This window comes from Cypionkella psychrotolerans (assembly GCF_001294535.1).
Taxonomy (GTDB): Bacteria; Pseudomonadota; Alphaproteobacteria; order Rhodobacterales; family Rhodobacteraceae; genus Cypionkella; species Cypionkella psychrotolerans.
In genome coordinates, this window is the sequence record NZ_LGIC01000036.1 from 1 (window position 1) to 15,479 (window position 15,479).

At 60.7% G+C, this 15,479-nt stretch carries 14 protein-coding genes and 1 pseudogene; 6 read left to right on the top strand and 9 right to left on the bottom strand.

The features are described 5' to 3' along the window. Nucleotides 1-600 (top strand): annotated as a pseudogene (locus AKV04_RS08435) (IS5 family transposase); the annotation flags it as partial. A 474-nt stretch (nucleotides 601-1,074) separates the two neighbouring features. Here AKV04_RS08435 and AKV04_RS08440 read toward each other — a convergent pair. From AKV04_RS08440 to AKV04_RS08450, 3 genes are read right to left on the bottom strand one after another with little or no spacing between them, the layout of a single operon-like run. Then, nucleotides 1,075-2,196 (bottom strand): CaiB/BaiF CoA transferase family protein, encoded by a 1,122-nt coding sequence (locus tag AKV04_RS08440; RefSeq protein ID WP_054006018.1) that lies wholly within the window; start codon nucleotides 2,194-2,196, stop codon nucleotides 1,075-1,077. Beyond that, nucleotides 2,197-2,871: a DsbA family protein gene (locus AKV04_RS08445; RefSeq protein WP_054006019.1), complete on the bottom strand. Its 675-nt coding sequence runs from the start codon at nucleotides 2,869-2,871 to the stop codon at nucleotides 2,197-2,199. It lies immediately after the preceding gene. 3 nt (nucleotides 2,872-2,874) lie between these two features. After that, a complete protein-coding gene (locus AKV04_RS08450) occupies nucleotides 2,875-3,408 on the bottom strand; it encodes a DUF721 domain-containing protein (RefSeq protein WP_054006020.1) in 534 nt (177 codons plus the stop codon). Nucleotides 3,409-3,549: 141 nt separating this feature from the next. On the opposite strand from AKV04_RS08450, the gene AKV04_RS08455 reads away from it, so the two are divergent. After that, nucleotides 3,550-4,524 (top strand): A/G-specific adenine glycosylase, encoded by a 975-nt coding sequence (locus tag AKV04_RS08455; RefSeq protein WP_082351564.1) that lies wholly within the window; start codon nucleotides 3,550-3,552, stop codon nucleotides 4,522-4,524. A gap of 44 nt (nucleotides 4,525-4,568) precedes the next feature. Beyond that, entirely contained in the window at nucleotides 4,569-5,723 is a 1,155-nt protein-coding gene (locus AKV04_RS08460) for an alkane 1-monooxygenase (protein WP_156317422.1), read from the top strand. Here AKV04_RS08460 and AKV04_RS08465 read toward each other — a convergent pair. The 4 genes from AKV04_RS08465 to AKV04_RS08480 form a co-directional block, all read right to left on the bottom strand. Continuing rightward, nucleotides 5,720-6,775 (bottom strand): class I SAM-dependent methyltransferase, encoded by a 1,056-nt coding sequence (locus tag AKV04_RS08465; protein WP_054006022.1) that lies wholly within the window; start codon nucleotides 6,773-6,775, stop codon nucleotides 5,720-5,722. The two genes, AKV04_RS08460 and AKV04_RS08465, sit on opposite strands and share 4 nt — an antisense overlap. Before the next feature lie 171 nt (nucleotides 6,776-6,946). After that, the gene (locus AKV04_RS08470; protein ID WP_054006023.1) at nucleotides 6,947-8,071 is read right to left on the bottom strand and encodes a site-specific DNA-methyltransferase; all 1,125 of its coding nucleotides are present in this window, start codon (nucleotides 8,069-8,071) and stop codon (nucleotides 6,947-6,949) included. An 86-nt stretch (nucleotides 8,072-8,157) separates the two neighbouring features. Continuing rightward, nucleotides 8,158-8,796, bottom strand: a complete 639-nt coding sequence (locus AKV04_RS08475; RefSeq protein WP_054006024.1) for a ribonuclease HII — start codon at nucleotides 8,794-8,796, stop codon at nucleotides 8,158-8,160. A gap of 113 nt (nucleotides 8,797-8,909) precedes the next feature. Further along, nucleotides 8,910-9,419 (bottom strand): hypothetical protein, encoded by a 510-nt coding sequence (locus AKV04_RS08480; RefSeq protein ID WP_054006025.1) that lies wholly within the window; start codon nucleotides 9,417-9,419, stop codon nucleotides 8,910-8,912. Between the two features lie 190 nt (nucleotides 9,420-9,609). Here AKV04_RS08480 and AKV04_RS08485 point away from each other — a divergent pair, with 190 nt between their 5' ends. The 3 genes from AKV04_RS08485 to AKV04_RS08495 all read left to right on the top strand — a co-directional run bounded on the left by AKV04_RS08485 (nucleotide 9,610) and on the right by AKV04_RS08495 (nucleotide 13,205). Continuing rightward, nucleotides 9,610-9,897 (top strand): hypothetical protein, encoded by a 288-nt coding sequence (locus AKV04_RS08485; RefSeq protein WP_054006026.1) that lies wholly within the window; start codon nucleotides 9,610-9,612, stop codon nucleotides 9,895-9,897. Continuing rightward, entirely contained in the window at nucleotides 9,869-10,573 is a 705-nt protein-coding gene (locus AKV04_RS08490; protein WP_156317423.1) for a winged helix-turn-helix domain-containing protein, read from the top strand. The genes AKV04_RS08485 and AKV04_RS08490 overlap by 29 nt, the downstream gene beginning before the upstream one ends. A 190-nt stretch (nucleotides 10,574-10,763) precedes the next feature. Further along, on the top strand, nucleotides 10,764-13,205 hold the full coding sequence (locus AKV04_RS08495; RefSeq protein WP_054006027.1) for a DEAD/DEAH box helicase: 2,442 nt from the start codon (nucleotides 10,764-10,766) through the stop codon (nucleotides 13,203-13,205). 61 nt (nucleotides 13,206-13,266) lie between these two features. Here AKV04_RS08495 and AKV04_RS08500 read toward each other — a convergent pair whose 3' ends face one another. Together AKV04_RS08500 and AKV04_RS08505 are read right to left on the bottom strand one after the other, a co-directional pair. Beyond that, the gene (locus AKV04_RS08500; RefSeq protein ID WP_054006028.1) at nucleotides 13,267-14,040 is read right to left on the bottom strand and encodes a 3'(2'),5'-bisphosphate nucleotidase CysQ; all 774 of its coding nucleotides are present in this window, start codon (nucleotides 14,038-14,040) and stop codon (nucleotides 13,267-13,269) included. Continuing rightward, complete coding sequence (locus tag AKV04_RS08505; protein WP_054006029.1) at nucleotides 14,027-15,367, bottom strand: TldD/PmbA family protein; 1,341 nt, start codon at nucleotides 15,365-15,367, stop codon at nucleotides 14,027-14,029. Before AKV04_RS08505 ends, AKV04_RS08500 begins: the two co-directional genes overlap by 14 nt. Nucleotides 15,368-15,479 lie beyond the last annotated feature (112 nt).

The window sequence follows — 15,479 nt, forward strand, 5'->3', positions numbered from 1 at the left end:
AAGCTACGGGCCACACAAGACAATCTACAACCGTTTCATCCGCTGGAGCGAGTTGGGCGTGTTCGGACGCATCTTCCTGGAACTGGCAAAAGGCGGCGGCGAGACAGCCGAGTTGATGATCGATGCCACTCACCTGAAGGCGCACCGCACAGCAGCCAGCCTGCTCAAAAAGGGGCTCTTCCCCGGTATATCGGACGCACCAAAGGCGGGTTGAACTCGAAGCTGCACGCTGTCTGCGACAGCGAAGGCCGCCCGCGCAGCCTGTTTCTGACCGCAGGCCAAGTCAGTGACTACACCGGGGCGGCGGCCTTGCTGTCAAGCCTGCCCCCGACGAAGGCGCTCCTTGCCGACAAGGGCTACGATGCCGACTGGCTGCGAGACGCCCTTGCAGATCGGAAGATCGAGGCCTGTATCCCATCAAAATCCAACAGGAAAATCCAGACACCGCACGACAGACTGCTTTACCGCAAGCGGCACAAAATCGAAAACATGTTCGGCAAACTCAAGGACTGGAGGCGTATCCACACCCGCTACGACCGCTGCGCCCACACTTTCATGTCAGCCATCGCCATAGCAGCCATCGTCATCTTCTGGATATGATCAATGAGTCCTGAGCCTAGCTTTGGCCGCAATTTGGCTTGATCGATTCGGTATTAACAAGAGTTTAGTCAATGAAATTTCGGTTGAGTTTTTTCATGCGGTCGATCAGAAATTCAGGAAAATAGACGGTATTTCGAACATGTATTATGAGGCGATGTTGGAGATTAGGGAGAAGCTGAACCGCAACCCGTAGTTTACGCAAATTTATGGACATCGCCGCCCGCCTGTCATTTTTGAGTTTTTGTCTCCCAACCTCCCAAGCAAACCTCCCAGCCCGGAATCAAGGCGCTTTAGCGCCGCCGGGCAGCGCCTGACCGCCCCCTCGGGCGGGCGCTTTTGTGGTGTCTCGCTTAGAATATCTGTGGGGTTTGTTGAGGCATAAAACGCCTAGAAATTCTGTGGCTCGCCCACCCGGCGGTCAGGCGTTGCCCTGTGTTGTTCTTGGGGAGGGAGCGGTGCGTGAAATCACGCACCCTACACTTCGTCTTGATGCTCACCCAGTTTGGGGGCGGGGCGGTCTAGCGATAATTCTGCGCCGGAGAAGGTCATTGGGGAGCGGACTCCGGGGAGGCCTTCCGGGGCGATTTGCATTTGGCGGGCGATGACTTGTGGGTCGGCGAAGACTTCATCAAGGCTGTTGATCGGGCCTGCGGGGACGCCTTCGGTTTCGCAGGCGGCGAGGAGGGCGGCTTTGGTCCAGGTTTTGGTCGCGGCGGTGATGCGGGCAGTCATCTCCACCCGGTTGGCGATGCGGTCGGCGTTGGTGGCGAATTTTGGGGCGGTGGCCATGTCGTCCAGCCCCAAGATCGTGCAAAGGCGGCGGTATTGGGCGTCGTTTCCGGTGGCGAGGATGATCCAGCCGTCGGCGCAATCGAACACGGCGTAGGGGGCGAGGTTGGGGTGGGCGTTGCCCATCATGCCGGGGGGGGTGCCGGAGACGAGGTAGTTCATCGACTGGTTGGCCATGATCGAGGTGGCGACATCGAGGAGTGACATGTCGATGTGTTGGCCGACGCCAGTGCGGCCACGTTGGAGAAGGGCGGCGAGGATGGCGGTGGCGGAGTAAACTCCGGTGAACACATCGGTGACGGCGACGCCGACTTTTTGCGGTTGACCGCCGGGCTCGCCCGTGACCGACATCAGGCCAGCCATGCCTTGGATGATGAAATCATAGCCCGCCCGGTGGGCATATGGGCCGGTTTGGCCAAAGCCCGTGACCGAGCAATAGACCAGCTTGGGGTTTATTTTACTGAGAGAGGCATAGTCGAGGCCGTATTTGGCAAGGCCGCCGACTTTGAAATTCTCAATCAGCACATCGGCATCGGCGATCAGACGGCGGACGGTTTCCTGCCCCTCTGGCGTGCGAAAATCGCAGGTGATCGAGCGTTTGCCGCGGTTGGTGGCGTAGAAATAGGCGGCGGATTTGTCGCCATCACGCTCGATAAACGGAGGGCCCCAGCGGCGGGTGTCATCGCCCTCGGGCGCCTCGACTTTGATCACATCGGCCCCCAGATCGGCCAAGGTCTGGCCGGCCCAAGGGCCAGCCAGAATTCGAGCCAGTTCAATGACTTTGACGCCCGCCAGTGGAGTGTTCATTTACTTCGCCAGTTCGGCGTCGAGCAACGCTTTCATATCGGCGTAGGCCATGTTGGAATGTTTGGTGCCGTTGATGATGAAGGTGGGGGTGCCTTCAACCTTGTCCGCCGCCATGTTGGTTTCAAAATGCTTGACCAAGGCCTCGGCCATCGGCGCGTCTTTCATGCAGGCGTCGAGGGTTTTGTCATCCATCCCGGCGGTGCGGCCAATTTTCTTCAGGTTCTCAACGACAGCGTTCGGATCATCCGAGGCGGCCCACTCCTTCTGGGTGTCAAAGATGATGTCGGTGATGCCCATGTAGCGCATCTCGCCGCCACAGCGGGCCATCATCGCGGCCCAGAGGCCGTAGCGGTCGAAATAGACCTCGTGATATTCAAGGCGGACCTTGCCGGTGTCGATGTAGTCGGCCTTCAATTGCGGGTAGATCTCGGCGTGGAAGTCGGCGCAATGTGGGCAGGTGAACGACAGGTATTCGACTATCTTCACCTTGGCGTCGATCTGGCCGATGCCGTAATCGGCGATGGTGGCCGGGTCGATCACAACCGGAGTGGCCGGGGTGGCGGGCACTTCGGTGGTGGTGGCTGTGGGCGCGGTGGTCTGCGCATGGGTGAGTGACGACAGGCCAAGGCCCGCGATCAGGGCCAGAGCGGCGGTGGTTGCGAGGGTTTTGGCCATGGGTCAGCTTTCCTTAAGTTTGCGGCGATTTAGGATGTTTTGGCCCAGCCGTTCAAGGGCTTGGCGCAGGTCGTCATTCTGGATCGGGGCGGCGGTGCGGGCGGCCTCGGCCAAAATTGTCGGATCGGGTGCAGGGGGGGCTTTCGGTTTGGCCATGAATTCGGCCTGACCTTCGGCGAAACCTGTAGCGGCGGTCTGGGTGATCAGGATGCGCGAGATGGCGGCATAGCCGTAGACGGCGTTGACCTTTTCGCGCAGCTTTTCTTTTTGCATTTCGATGATCGGGGCGTTTGGCCCGGTGGTGAGCAGCGTCAGCGACGCGCCCATACCCTCGCGGCCATAGCCGACTTTGACGGGCCGCGTGATGCGGGCCATATCTTCGCCCGCGATCTCGGGCCAATGGGTCAGCAGGCGGGCCACGGCAAAGCCACGAGATTCGCCAACCTTGCGGATCTGATCCTTCAGCAGCCCCGATGTGGCTTCAAAGCCGCGAATGCGGCGATGGGCAGAGGGAAGTGGGCTGGGCGTGCGGGCCATCTGGTCCTATCCGTGGTTCGGGCTATTCTAACGGTAGGACGGCGGGTTCGCCAAGGGTCGGCGGGGGCAAGGGGATAAAGATTGCGTGACGCAGAAGTAAGCCAGCGCTTGCTGGGCTGGTATGACAGGTCGGCGCGGGTGATGCCGTGGCGGATCGGCCCTGCGGCGCGGGCGGGTGGTGCGCGGCCCGATCCCTACCGGGTCTGGATGTCGGAAGTGATGTTGCAGCAGACCACGGTGGCGGCGGTTACTGCATATTTTCAACGGTTTGTCGCGCGCTGGCCGAGGGTTGAGGATTTGGCGGCGGCGCAGGACGGCGAGGTGATGGCGGAATGGGCGGGACTTGGCTATTACGCCCGCGCCCGCAATCTGCTCGCCTGCGCGCGGACGGTGGTGCGCAATCATGGCGGGGTGTTTCCGGCCTCGGCGCTGGGGATGAGGGCTTTGCCGGGGGTGGGGCCTTATACGGCGTCGGCGGTGGCGGCGATTTGCTATGACGAGCCTGCGGTGGTGGTCGATGGCAATGTCGAACGGGTGATGGCGCGGTTGTTTGCGGTACTTGATCCGCTTCCGGGGTCAAAGCCGGAATTGGTGCGATTGGCGGGGTTGGTGACGCCCGATCTGCGCCCCGGAGATTATGCGCAAGCGGTGATGGATCTGGGTGCCACGATCTGCACACCGCGCAATCCGGCTTGTGGGATTTGCCCGTTGTTGGGGGTATGTGAGGCACAACACCTTGGCATTGCTGCAGAATTACCGCGCAAGCTGGAGAAGGCTGAAAAGCCTGTGCGGCAGGGGGTGGCTTGGCTGGCCACACGCGGCGGGCTGGTTTTGGTCGAGCGGCGGGCGGAGCGGGGGTTGCTGGGTGGGATGCTGGGGTTTCCGAGCGACGGCTGGGATGGCACGGCCTTGGGCGCGCCATTTGCGGCGGATTGGCAAAGCTTGGGCGAAGTTAAGCATACGTTCACACATTTCCACCTAATCTTGCAGGTGAGGACCAGCGATTCTGATGCCAATCCGCAACGAGGCGAGTTTATGCAGCTAAACCCTGATGATCTGCCAACCCTGATGCGCAAGGCTTATGACCTTGCGTTCCAAGGCAAAACGCCGCGTTGAGTGGGTTGGATTTTGCGCTAGAGTGGCCCGAAAAGGGGGCCTCAATGTCCACAATTCCTAGCGCTGATGTGCAACGCCTGCAAAACGCTCTGCCGTTCTGGCTGTCTTTGGGGATGATCCCGGTGGCGGTGCTGGCGGCGCTGTGGGGCGGTTGGTTCGTGCTGGCGCTGCCGCTTTATGCTTGGGGTATGTTCTCGCTGCTGGATGCGGTGACGGGACGGAATGAGGACAATGCCGATCTGAATACGCCGGAAGCGGGGCTGAAATACTACCGCCTTGTCACGCTGATCTGGTTTCCGGCGCAGTTTACCCTGCTGTGTTGGATGCTGTGGTATGTGCCGCAGGCGGCGGATTTGGGCGCTGCGGAAAAGATCGGGCTGTTTTTCGGTATGGGCGTGGTCTCGGGCACCATCGGCATCAATTACGCGCATGAGCTGATGCACCAGAAACCGGCGTGGGAGCGGGCTTTGGGTGATCTGCTGCTGGCTTCGGTGCTCTACAGCCATTTCCGATCAGAACATCTGCGGGTGCATCATCTTTATGTCGCAACCCCGCGCGATCCGGTGACGGCGCGCTATAACGAAGGCTTTCATCGGTTTTTCCCGCGGGTTTTGCTGCAATGTCACCTCTCGGCATGGAATGCCGAAGCCGCGATGCTGGCGCGCAAGGGGCTGAAACCGTTGGATAAATCTAGCCCCTATTGGCGCTATTGGGGCCTGCAGGGCGCGATGTTGCTGCTGGCTTTGGCCTTGGGTGGTTGGATCGGTCTGGCGCTGTTTTTGTGGCAGGCTTGGGTGGCGGTCTGGCAGTTGGAACTGGTGAATTATATTGAACATTACGGGCTGACCCGCCGCTATCTGGGCGAGGGGCGCTATGAACATGTGCTGCCGCGCCACAGCTGGAACGCCTCGCACCGGGCCTCAAACTGGCTGCTGATCAATTTGCAGCGCCATTCCGATCATCATTACAAACCGGATCGGCGGTTTCCGCTGCTGCAAACCTACAGCGCTGATGAAGCCCCGCAACTGCCCTATGGCTATCCGGTGATGACGATGGCGGCGATGGTGCCACCTTTGTGGAAACGGTTGATGAATAGGCGGGTCAAGGCATGGCGGGCGCAGTATTATCCGGATATTGTCGACTGGCACGCGTATAACAAAGGCCTGAACGCTGATCCGAAGGGCTTGCCTGCCCACTAATCGCCATGCCCCCAGCGCCGCAGGACAACGTGAAGCGGCGCCAGAAAGCCATCCTCCGCATAGCCGTTTTTCGGACGTGCGGGTAGGGCGCAGCCTACTTTCTTGGCGCGTTTCAGGATCGCAGGCAGCGATTTATCTGCCCGGATGATGTAGAGAAACCCCTCAATCCGCGCGCAGCCAAGGGTTTCAAACCGGGTGGTGAAATCGGTGTAGGGCGCGATCAGCAGGGTGCCGGGGTGGGCTTGGCCGATCAGCCGCGCCTCCATCTGCTCCAGCGCCGCGCCATACATCGGTTTGTGGACATAAAGCACGTCATAGTTGCCGTAATGCTCAAATGTCAGCGCGTCAGCGTGGAAGATGCGGACATCGGGCCAACCGCCGCGCTGCATCATCGCTTGCCCCATGGCGGCGTGGGCAGGTTCATATTCCAGACCGTCGGCTTGGGTGAATAATTCGGCGGCTTGGAACACCTTCAATCCGATGCCGCAGCCGACATCCAGAAACGCCGGGGCGTGTTTGTCCATCGCCAAGCAAATCCGCCGCGCGGCCATCGCGTAGCGTAGGAAATCCGTGCTGGGATAGGGCAGATCGCCGTGGTGGCCGGGGGTGTCGTGGTAAAGATTGGGCGTATGCGGGCTGAGATGGGCGTGCATGCGGTCCCAAGTGCGAGAATGCAGCGCGAGGGTCTGCGCCTCGGGGCCATAGGGCGGCGGGGTGGGCGGAAACAGCGGCAGGCGATGGCGCAGCGCGGTTTGCAGGCGGATGATGGCGGTGGGATACAGCCGCAGATGGCGCAGAACACCATCAAAATATTGTCGCTCAGCGGCGTGCATCGGCAGGGCGCGCAAGGCGGGGCTTTGCAGATGAAAGCTGTGCGTGCGTTGCAGGGCATGGCGATGCGGCTCGGCACGGGCGAGCAGGGTGGTGATCTGGGCGCGGATTTTCGCATCGTAGGGCGGGGCGAAAGCCGCAGAAATATCCTCGAAAATCGTCCTAAGGGCCGCTTCCTCGGTTTGGCAAATGCGGGTCAGGCTGGGCAGGTCAGGCTGCATGGCTGGCTCAAATATCTGGCGACAATGTGGGGATGCTAGCGCAGGTTGGGCGGGCGGCCTAACGGAAAAAACCTCAGCATGACGTGCATGCTGAGGCAGTGGTGTCATGGGCGGAACCATGACACAGGCGTTCGAAATCTGGGGGGTGGGGTGGGTTCTAACCCACCACTGCTAGTGCGGGCGGCCTTGGTCGGCCTCCATCTCGGCGCGGATTTGTTGGCGCAAGATGTCGATTGGGATCATCTTACCGTCGCGCTTGAAGTGCCAATAGGTCCAGCCGTTGCACGACGGCGCACCTTCATAGGCGGCACCGACTTGGTGGATCGAGCCTTTCACGTCAAGGCCCACAAGGGTGCCATCGGCGCGGACTTTGGCGCTGAAGCGGCTGCCCACGGAATAGAGTTCTTCACCGGGGCGCAGCATGCCGCGTTCCACCACTTGGCCGAAGGGCACGCGGGGTTCCGAGCGTTTGCTGCCGGTGATTTCCAAGGCGCTGGCGTCAAAGCGGCGGACGCGGGAGATGCGCTCGGCGGCGACTTTGCGGTAGGCTTCTTCGCGTTCGATGCCGATGAAATCGCGGCCCAGCATTTTGGCGACAGCGCCGGTGGTGCCGGTGCCGAAGAACGGGTCAAGCACAACGTCGCCGGTATTGGTGGTGGCGATCAAGACGCGGTGCAGCAAAGATTCGGGCTTTTGCGTCGGGTGGGCTTTGTCGCCGTGCTCATCCTTCAGGCGCTCATGCCCGGTGCAGATTGGCAGCACCCAGTCGGAGCGCATTTGCACGCCGTCATTCAACTCTTTCAGGGCTTCGTAGTTGAAGGTGTATTTAGAATCCTCATCGCGCGAGGCCCAGATCAGGGTTTCATGCGCATTGGTCAGGCGTTTGCCGCGGAAGTTCGGCATCGGGTTGGATTTGCGCCAGACCACATCGTTCAGCATCCAGTAGCCCTGATCTTGCAGGGCGGAACCGACGCGGAAGATGTTGTGATAGCTGCCAATCACCCAGATTGCGCCGTTTGGCTTCAGCAGGCGTTTCGCCGCCGCCAACCATTCACGGGTGAATTTGTCATAGGCGGCAAAGCTGGAGAATTGGTCCCAGTGATCATCCACCGCATCGACCTTGGAGTTGTCGGGGCGATGCAGATCGCCTTTCAACTGCAGGTTATAGGGGGGGTCGGCGAAGATCAGGTCTATTGAGCCTGCCGGAAGCGCGTTCATCCGCTCGATACAGTCGCCATCAAGGATTTGGTTCAGCGGAAGGACATGATCCACCGCCGGTTTGCTTTTCGTCGCCATGTTCTGCCTCTGCCCTCGGTGTTATTCACCGTTTGTTGATGCAGAGAATGAGTCATTGTGGATAACTCGTCAAATTCTTTATTGAATCAAGGGGTTACAGATTTGTCTTGATACAACATCTTGTGGATAGGTTTGAACGAACGTCTATGCGCAGGCGTGACCCCAAGATTTAGGAGAGCCAACTGATGCAACTTTGTCGGGTATCCGGCGTTCGCCTCCCAGCCGTAGCCGGGGTATTGTTGCGCCAAATCCACCATGATGCGATCACGCGCCACTTTGGCGATGATCGAAGCGGCGGCGATGGAAAGTGATTTGGCATCGCCCTTGACGATCGCCTGCGCGCGGCCCTTCAGATTCGCAGGAATGAGGTTGCCGTCGATGAGGATATGGTCGGGCGGAATGGCAAGACCTGCGACGGCGCGCTCCATCGCGAGATGGCTGGCGCGCAGGATGTTAAGGCTGTCGATTTCCTCGACCGACGCATGGGCGATGCAGCACTGGGCGGTGGCGAGGATCGATTCGTAAAGTGCTTCGCGACGGGCGGCGGTCAGGGCTTTGGAATCGGCCAGACCGGCGGGGATATGTGCCGGATCTAGGATGACGGCGGCGGCGGTGACGGGGCCAGCGAGCGGGCCTCGGCCCACCTCATCGACGCCCGCGATATGGGCATGGCCTAGCGCGTGGGCGGCGGATTCGTAGTCGAAATGGGCGGAGAGTTTTTCCATTCATTTCGCGTAGCGTGAAATGCTTGGCAAAAAAAGGGGGGCGAAGCTGCTCAAACCTTCGCCCCCAAGGGTCGGGCCGCTAAGGGATCGGGGTGCGGCCCGGATTCTGTGGCCTAACGCCCCAAGCGGAAGCCCGCGTCGCGCAGGCATTGCGCGGAATAGACCCGGTCAGCCTCGCCATAAATCCGCACATCGCGGGCGCAGTTCGGCAGGCGGTAATCGAAACCCTCACGGCGCAGGCAATTCTGCGAATACATTGTCACCGCATTGCCGGAATTGCTGTCGATGGAAATCGCGCAGACCGAGGGCACGCGGGGCTGGTAGACGGGCTCGGGGTAAGGTTGCGGTTTGTGCGGCTTCGGTTTGTCGTGGTGCTTGTTGTTGTCGATGCTGTTGGCGATCAGCCCGATCACCAAAGCGCCCGCGATGATCTTGGCAAGATTGTCGCCGCGCTTGTCGGCATGCGACGGCATCGCGGTGGCGGCCAGCAGCGAGATCGCCATCAGCAGGATCACAAAGATATTGGCCTGACGTTTCATGGTGAACATCGGGGTGTGCCGGGTGTCGCGCAGGGCGTGGATGGTTTCGGCGAGGGTCTCGGATGCGTAGGATGTGTTGGACATTTTGACCTCCTTCTTATGGGATGCATTGGGTGGGCCTCTGGCATAAGGCCGATACCTGAGACTGGTCGTTCAACGTCCGGCCAAGCAATATCCGTCGGCTGATATGCGATAGCAGCGCCGTAAACCCGCTTCGATATTGAATAGCTGCGCAGTTATGCCCAAGGTGCAGGTAACGATTTAGGGAGTGCAGATGATGCGCCTGTTACTTGCGGCAATTTTGGCTTTTGGCGTGGCGCTGCCGGCGAGCGCTGAATGTTATGCCGATTACAAGGCCAAGCAGGACAGCCCATTGCGGCTGCATTATGGCGTGGCGCAGGTTTCCGATGGCGCTTGTGGAAACAAGGGCGCTGCAAAAAGCGAACTTAAGCCGAGGCTGGCGGCGGGTGGCTGGACTTTGCTGAACGTATTGTCCACGTTCGGCCCCGAAGGTTTGGGTGAAAGGAAAGCCAGTGCAGGAGAGTACTTCCTCCGCTACTGATGTGCTGAAGGCGGGCAACCGGGTGGTTGCGGGTGGGATCGCGGCGATTGTGTTGATCTTGCTGGGCGCTGCGGTGTTTCTGTTTCTGAACCTGCCGGATGCCAATGCGTTCAACGCACGGGTAGAGCGGTTGTTTGTGGAGAACAACAACCTCAACACCGGGGCCGAGATCAAACTTCTGGAGATTTTGGCGCAGTCTGGGACGTCATTTTCCGAGGTGTTGAACAGTTACCGCTCGGTGATCTTCGTGCTTCTGGTGTTTGCCACCGCGCTGATGGTGGCGGCATTGGTGTTTCTGGTGACGATCATCGCGCTCAACCGGCGGATTTCAGCGATTCAGCGGTCGGGGATTCAGGTCAGCACTTTGGTTATCAGCCGGGAGGCGCGGGCGGTTTATATCAACGATATGGAATTTGCACTGACCGAGGCGGCGATTGAAACCCTGTCGGTGCTGGCCGAGGCGCGGATGGATGATGACGTGCTGACGGGCGCGCAGATCGAGGGCGTGATCTCGGGCCGCAATGCCGCCGATTGCGACGAGGCCGCGGGGGCGACGCGGGTGAAGCGGCTGCGTGATGCGTTGGGCAATCAGATGGTGTCCGAGTTGCTGGTCAAGACGATTGCGCGGCGCGGCTATATGCTGGCGGTCGGCAAGGACACCATCAAGATGATCTGAGTGGGCGGGGGAGATGCGTGAAACACGCACCCTACGCTATATACAAGCCGAGCGATTCGCTGTATGCGACCTGCTTCGGCCCGAGGATTCCGGGGCAAGTGGCAGGGAGGCCGGCTTGCGATGGGGAATGAGGTGCCGTTTTATGGGACTTCACGGGCATGGCCAAGGCCATCCCCCATCAGGAAAAGACATGATTGATCAAATGATTGCCGCGCCTTTGGCTGCGGCATTGACGGCTAAGGGCTATGAAAACCTCACCGCAGTGCAGACCGCAATGCTGCAAGCGGATGCGCAGGGCCGCGATGTGCTGGTCTCGGCGCAAACGGGTTCGGGCAAGACTGTCGCCTTCGGCATCGCGATTGCCGATCAGATTCTGGGCGGTATGGACAAGCTTTTGTATGCCGATAATCCGCTGGCCTTGGTGATCGCACCGACCCGCGAATTGGCGCTGCAAGTGGCGCGCGAATTGGAATGGCTTTACGCCTCGGCGGGGGCTGTGATTGCCACCTGCGTCGGCGGCATGGATTACCGCACCGAAAAGCGCGTGCTGGATCGCGGCGCGCATATCGTTGTCGGCACGCCGGGTCGTCTGCGCGACCACATCGACCGCAAATCGCTGAACCTGTCGGGCCTGCGCGCGGCGGTGTTGGACGAAGCCGATGAGATGCTCGATCTGGGCTTCCGCGAGGATCTGGAATATATCCTCGCCGCTTCGCCGGAAGACCGCCGCACGCTGATGTTCTCGGCCACCGTGCCGAAAGAAATCGCCAAGCTGGCAGAAGATTTCCAAGTGAATGCGCTGCGGATTGCGGCGCAGGGCGAGGCCAAGCAGCACGTCGATATCGAATACCGCGCCTTGTCGGTGGCCGTGCGTGACCGCGAACATGCGATCTTCAACATGCTGCGGTTTTATGAGGCCAAGACCGCCATCGTGTTCTGTAAGACCCGCGTCAACGTCAATCATCTGATGGCGCGGATGGGCAATCGCGGCTTCAAAGTCGTGGCTTTGTCAGGTGAGTTGAGCCAGCAAGAGCGCACCAATGCGTTGACGGCTTTGCGCAATGGCCGGGCGAACGTTTGTATTGCCACCGACGTGGCTGCGCGCGGTATCGACTTGCCGGGGTTGGAGTTGGTGATCCACGCTGACCTTCCGTCGAATTCGGAAACGCTGTTGCACCGTTCGGGGCGGACTGGTCGGGCGGGGTCGAAGGGCGTCTCAGCCCTGATCGTGGCACCGTCGGAGTTCAAGAAAGCTCAGCGGTTGTTGCAGGGTGCCAAGGTTGTGGCGGAATGGGGTGCGGCTCCTTCGGCGGATGACGTGCAGGCAAAAGACGATATGCGGATCTTTGAAAACCCGGTGTTTGGTCAGAATCTGACCGACGAGATGGGCATGGCGATGCAGTTGATTGAGCGTTTTGGCGCCGAACAGATTGCGGCGGCCTATGTGCAATCTTGGCGGTCGGGGCGCTCTGCGCCGGAAGTTCTGTCGGATCAGACCGGCCCGGTGCGCGAAGCCCGCGAAGCCGCCCCCCCGCGCGAACGCAGCGAATTTGGTGCCTCGGTTTGGTATACGTTGTCGGTTGGCCGCGCTGGCCGTGCCGAAGCGCGTTGGCTGTTGCCTAAAATCTGTGACGCAGGTTCGATCACCAAGGATGGTATTGGTGCGATCCGGGTGCAGGAAGACATTACTTACGTGCAAATCGCTGAAGCTTTGGCCAGCCGGTTTGGCCTGACGCTAGAGTTGGAAAACGGCGTTGTGATGGAGCGGATGGAAGGCGAGCCTTCGATGGATCGCCCGGAACGTGCGGCGCGCGCCCCTGCTCGGGATCGTGCAGAGCGTCCGGCGCGTGCCGAGCGTTCGGAAAAGCCAGCTTACGACAAGCCTGCCTATGAGAAGCGCGAGAAAGCGCCTTATGTGCCAAAGCCCTCGCGTTTGGTCGAGGAAGCTGCGGCGGATGGCTATGATCCGATCAAGGGATCTGAGGCTGCACCTGCTGAAGCGCCGCGTCCGCGCGCGCCGAAACCTTATGCCAAGCGCGAAGATGGTGATGCGAAGCCTTATGCGGCGCGCGAAGCCAAGCCCTACGCCCCGCGTGGTGATAAGCCTGCTTACGCGCCGCGTGGTGATAAACCCGCTTATGCGCCGCGTGCCGAGGGTGCCAAGCCCTACGCCAAGCGCGAAGATGGCGACCGCAAACCCTACGCGCCGCGTGGCGACAAGCCTGCTTATGCCCCGCGTGCGGATGGCGAGCGTAAGCCCTATGCGCCGCGTGCCGAGGGTGCCAAGCCTTATGCCAAGCGGGAAGATGGCGATCGCAAGCCCTATGCGCCGCGTGCCGAGGGTGCCAAGCCTTATGCCAAGCGGGAAGATGGCGATCGCAAGCCTTATGCGCCGCGAGCTGAAGGTGCCAAACCCTATGCGCCGCGTGGCGACAAACCTGCTTATGCGCCGAAATCGGCTGGGTTCAAATCGCACGGGGCCGCAGAAGGCAAGCCGGGTAAAGCCTTTGGGTCAAAATCGCATGGCGCGGAGGGCAAGTCGTTTGGCAAGCCCGCGTTTGCCAAGCCCGCAGGGCCCAAGGTCGATGCTAAGGATACGTCGAAGCGGTTCGTGCCGCCTAAAAAGAAATAATATGAATTTCGGTTCATATTGTTGCGAATAAACATTCATATAAGGCCGCTTTCGGGCGGCCTTATGCGTTTATGAGCATCATCAGATCATCATGCAATAGCGGGGCGCAGGCGAAAGCGCCGGCGGATTGCGCGCCAGTTGCGTTAAAATCCAGCGCCAACCCGTGACGATCTGTTACTTTTGCCCCTGCACGCGCCGCAATCAGGCTGCCTGCGGCAATGTCCCATTCCCACGCATCCATAAACGTGATCATGCCGTCAAAACTGCCATCGGCCACCAGGCAAAGCCGGTAAGCCAGCGAGGCGCGGAAGCTGCGTTGGAAACTTGGCAGACCGTTTGGCCAGTTTTGCGGATCAAGAGAGTTCTTTGATGTCAGGATGTTAGGGTCATCCGCTAAGGATCTCTGGCTGCAAGTGATCAACTGACCATCGCAAAGGGCGGGGCCATATTCTGTCGCGGTATATAGTTTATCCAGCGCAGGCAGATAGACCACCGCTGCGGTGATCCTGCCGTTATGGGCGACGGCGAGAGAGTGCGAGAAGTGTTTCTCTCCGGCGATAAAGGCGCGGGTGCCATCGATGGGATCAATTATGAACTGATATTCGGTATCAAGCCGGGCGGTATCATCCGGGGTTTCCTCGGACAGCCAACCGTAACTGGGCCGAGCGCGGCGCAGAATGCCTTGGATCAGGTCATTGCAGGCCAGATCCGCCTCTGTCACCGGGCTGGCGTCAGCTTTATCCCAAGCTTTGGGCGCGTTCTTCCAGTAGCGCATGGCCACTTCGCCTGCGGCACGGGCAGCTTCGGTCAGAAGGGCAAGGTCATGCGCCGGCAAGGATCATCCCTTCAACAAGCAGGCTGGGCACGCGGGTGGACAGATGCGCGCGGGCGTCGTTGGCGGGGATGATGCGTTTGAGCATGTCGCGGAGATTTCCGGCGATGGTGCATTCGTTCACCGGGTAGAGAATTTCGCCGTTCTCGACCCAGAAGCCGGAGGCCCCGCGCGAATAATCCCCGGTGGTGGGGTTGATGGTGGAGCCGATCATTGAGGTGATCAAAAGCCCGGTGCCCATGTCGCGGATCAGGTCGGCGCGGGTGGCTGCGCCTTGGGTGAGGTCTAGGTTTGACGATGAGGGGGTTGGGGGCGCGGAGGTGCCGCGCGCGGCGTTGCCGGTGCTTTCAAGCCCAAGTTGGCGGGCGGTGGCGAGGTCTAAAGTCCAGCCCATGAGGATGCCGTTTTCGACGACCATGCGGCGGGTCGAGGGTAGGCCTTCGCCGTCGAAGGGCCGCGATCCGCCGATGCGGGGGCGCAGCGGGTCTTCGATGAGGGACAGGTGAGCGGGGAGGACTTGAGTGCCTAAGCCATTGAGCAACCACGACGATCCGCGCGCGATGGCGGCGCCGTTGATGGCGCTGGTCAGGTGGCCGATCAGCGACGAGGCGACGCGTTCGTCGAAGATCACCGGGAAGGTGCCGGTTTTAGGTTTGGTGGCCCCTGCGCGGGCGAGGGCGCGCTCAGACGCTAAGGCTCCGACGGCGGTGGCGGAGGGCATGTCGGCGGCGAAGATGCGGCCCTCGCCTGCGTAATCCCGTTCCATCGCGGTGCCGGACCCGGTGAAGGCGACGGCGGAGACGGAGTGCGACGAGCGTTCGTAGCCGCCTGCGAAACCGTTACTTGCGGCGAGGTGGACTTGGCGACGGCCATAGCCTGCTGAGGCTTCGACTTGGGTGATGCCGGGAGCGGCCATGCTTGCGGCTTCGGCTTCGCGGGCGAGGGATTCCAAATGCGCGGCAGAGGGTTCGGGCGCGTCTTCAACCAGTTGCAGGGCGGCCAAGTCCCAATGTTTGGCGATTTGATCCGGCGCGGCGAGGCCTGCATAGGGGTCATTCGGGGCTTCGCGGGCCATGGCGACGGCGCGTTCGGCGAGGCGCGCGAGGGTGGCGGGGGAGGTATCGGAGGCCGAAACGCAGGCCTGACGGCCGCCGATCAGCACGCGTAACCCGATCTCGGTGGCCTCGGAGCGTTCGGCTTGCTCCAAAGCGCCTGCGCGGATGTCGATGGATTGCGAGGTGCCAGAGAGGGCCATTGCGTCGGCGGCTTCGGCGCCGGCCAGCTTTGCGGCATGCAGGAGGGCTTCGGTCAGCGAGGCGAGACGGGACATGCAGCATCCTTAAGGGATTTGACTTCGTTGCGGCTCAAAGTCATGCTTTCCGGGCGAACTTCAAGATGTAAGGGCGTATTTAGCCCATCAAGTTTTTTCAAAAAGGATTTTG

Excerpts from the sequence above, each read along its gene's own strand:
- AKV04_RS08465 (WP_054006022.1), bottom strand. The coding sequence starts at position 6,775 with ATGCAGCCTGACCTGCCCAGCCTGACCCGCATTTGCCAAACCGAGGAA.
- AKV04_RS08445 (WP_054006019.1), bottom strand. The coding sequence starts at position 2,871 with ATGGCCAAAACCCTCGCAACCACCGCCGCTCTGGCCCTGATCGCGGGC.
- AKV04_RS08485 (WP_054006026.1), top strand. The coding sequence starts at position 9,610 with ATGATGCGCCTGTTACTTGCGGCAATTTTGGCTTTTGGCGTGGCGCTG.
- AKV04_RS08470 (WP_054006023.1), bottom strand. The coding sequence starts at position 8,071 with ATGGCGACGAAAAGCAAACCGGCGGTGGATCATGTCCTTCCGCTGAAC.
- AKV04_RS08455 (WP_082351564.1), top strand. The coding sequence starts at position 3,550 with ATGCCGTGGCGGATCGGCCCTGCGGCGCGGGCGGGTGGTGCGCGGCCC.
- AKV04_RS08505 (WP_054006029.1), bottom strand. The coding sequence starts at position 15,367 with ATGTCCCGTCTCGCCTCGCTGACCGAAGCCCTCCTGCATGCCGCAAAG.
- AKV04_RS08460 (WP_156317422.1), top strand. The coding sequence starts at position 4,569 with ATGTCCACAATTCCTAGCGCTGATGTGCAACGCCTGCAAAACGCTCTG.
- AKV04_RS08440 (WP_054006018.1), bottom strand. The coding sequence starts at position 2,196 with ATGAACACTCCACTGGCGGGCGTCAAAGTCATTGAACTGGCTCGAATT.
- AKV04_RS08475 (WP_054006024.1), bottom strand. The coding sequence starts at position 8,796 with ATGGAAAAACTCTCCGCCCATTTCGACTACGAATCCGCCGCCCACGCG.
- AKV04_RS08480 (WP_054006025.1), bottom strand. The coding sequence starts at position 9,419 with ATGTCCAACACATCCTACGCATCCGAGACCCTCGCCGAAACCATCCAC.
- AKV04_RS08495 (WP_054006027.1), top strand. The coding sequence starts at position 10,764 with ATGATTGATCAAATGATTGCCGCGCCTTTGGCTGCGGCATTGACGGCT.
- AKV04_RS08450 (WP_054006020.1), bottom strand. The coding sequence starts at position 3,408 with ATGGCCCGCACGCCCAGCCCACTTCCCTCTGCCCATCGCCGCATTCGC.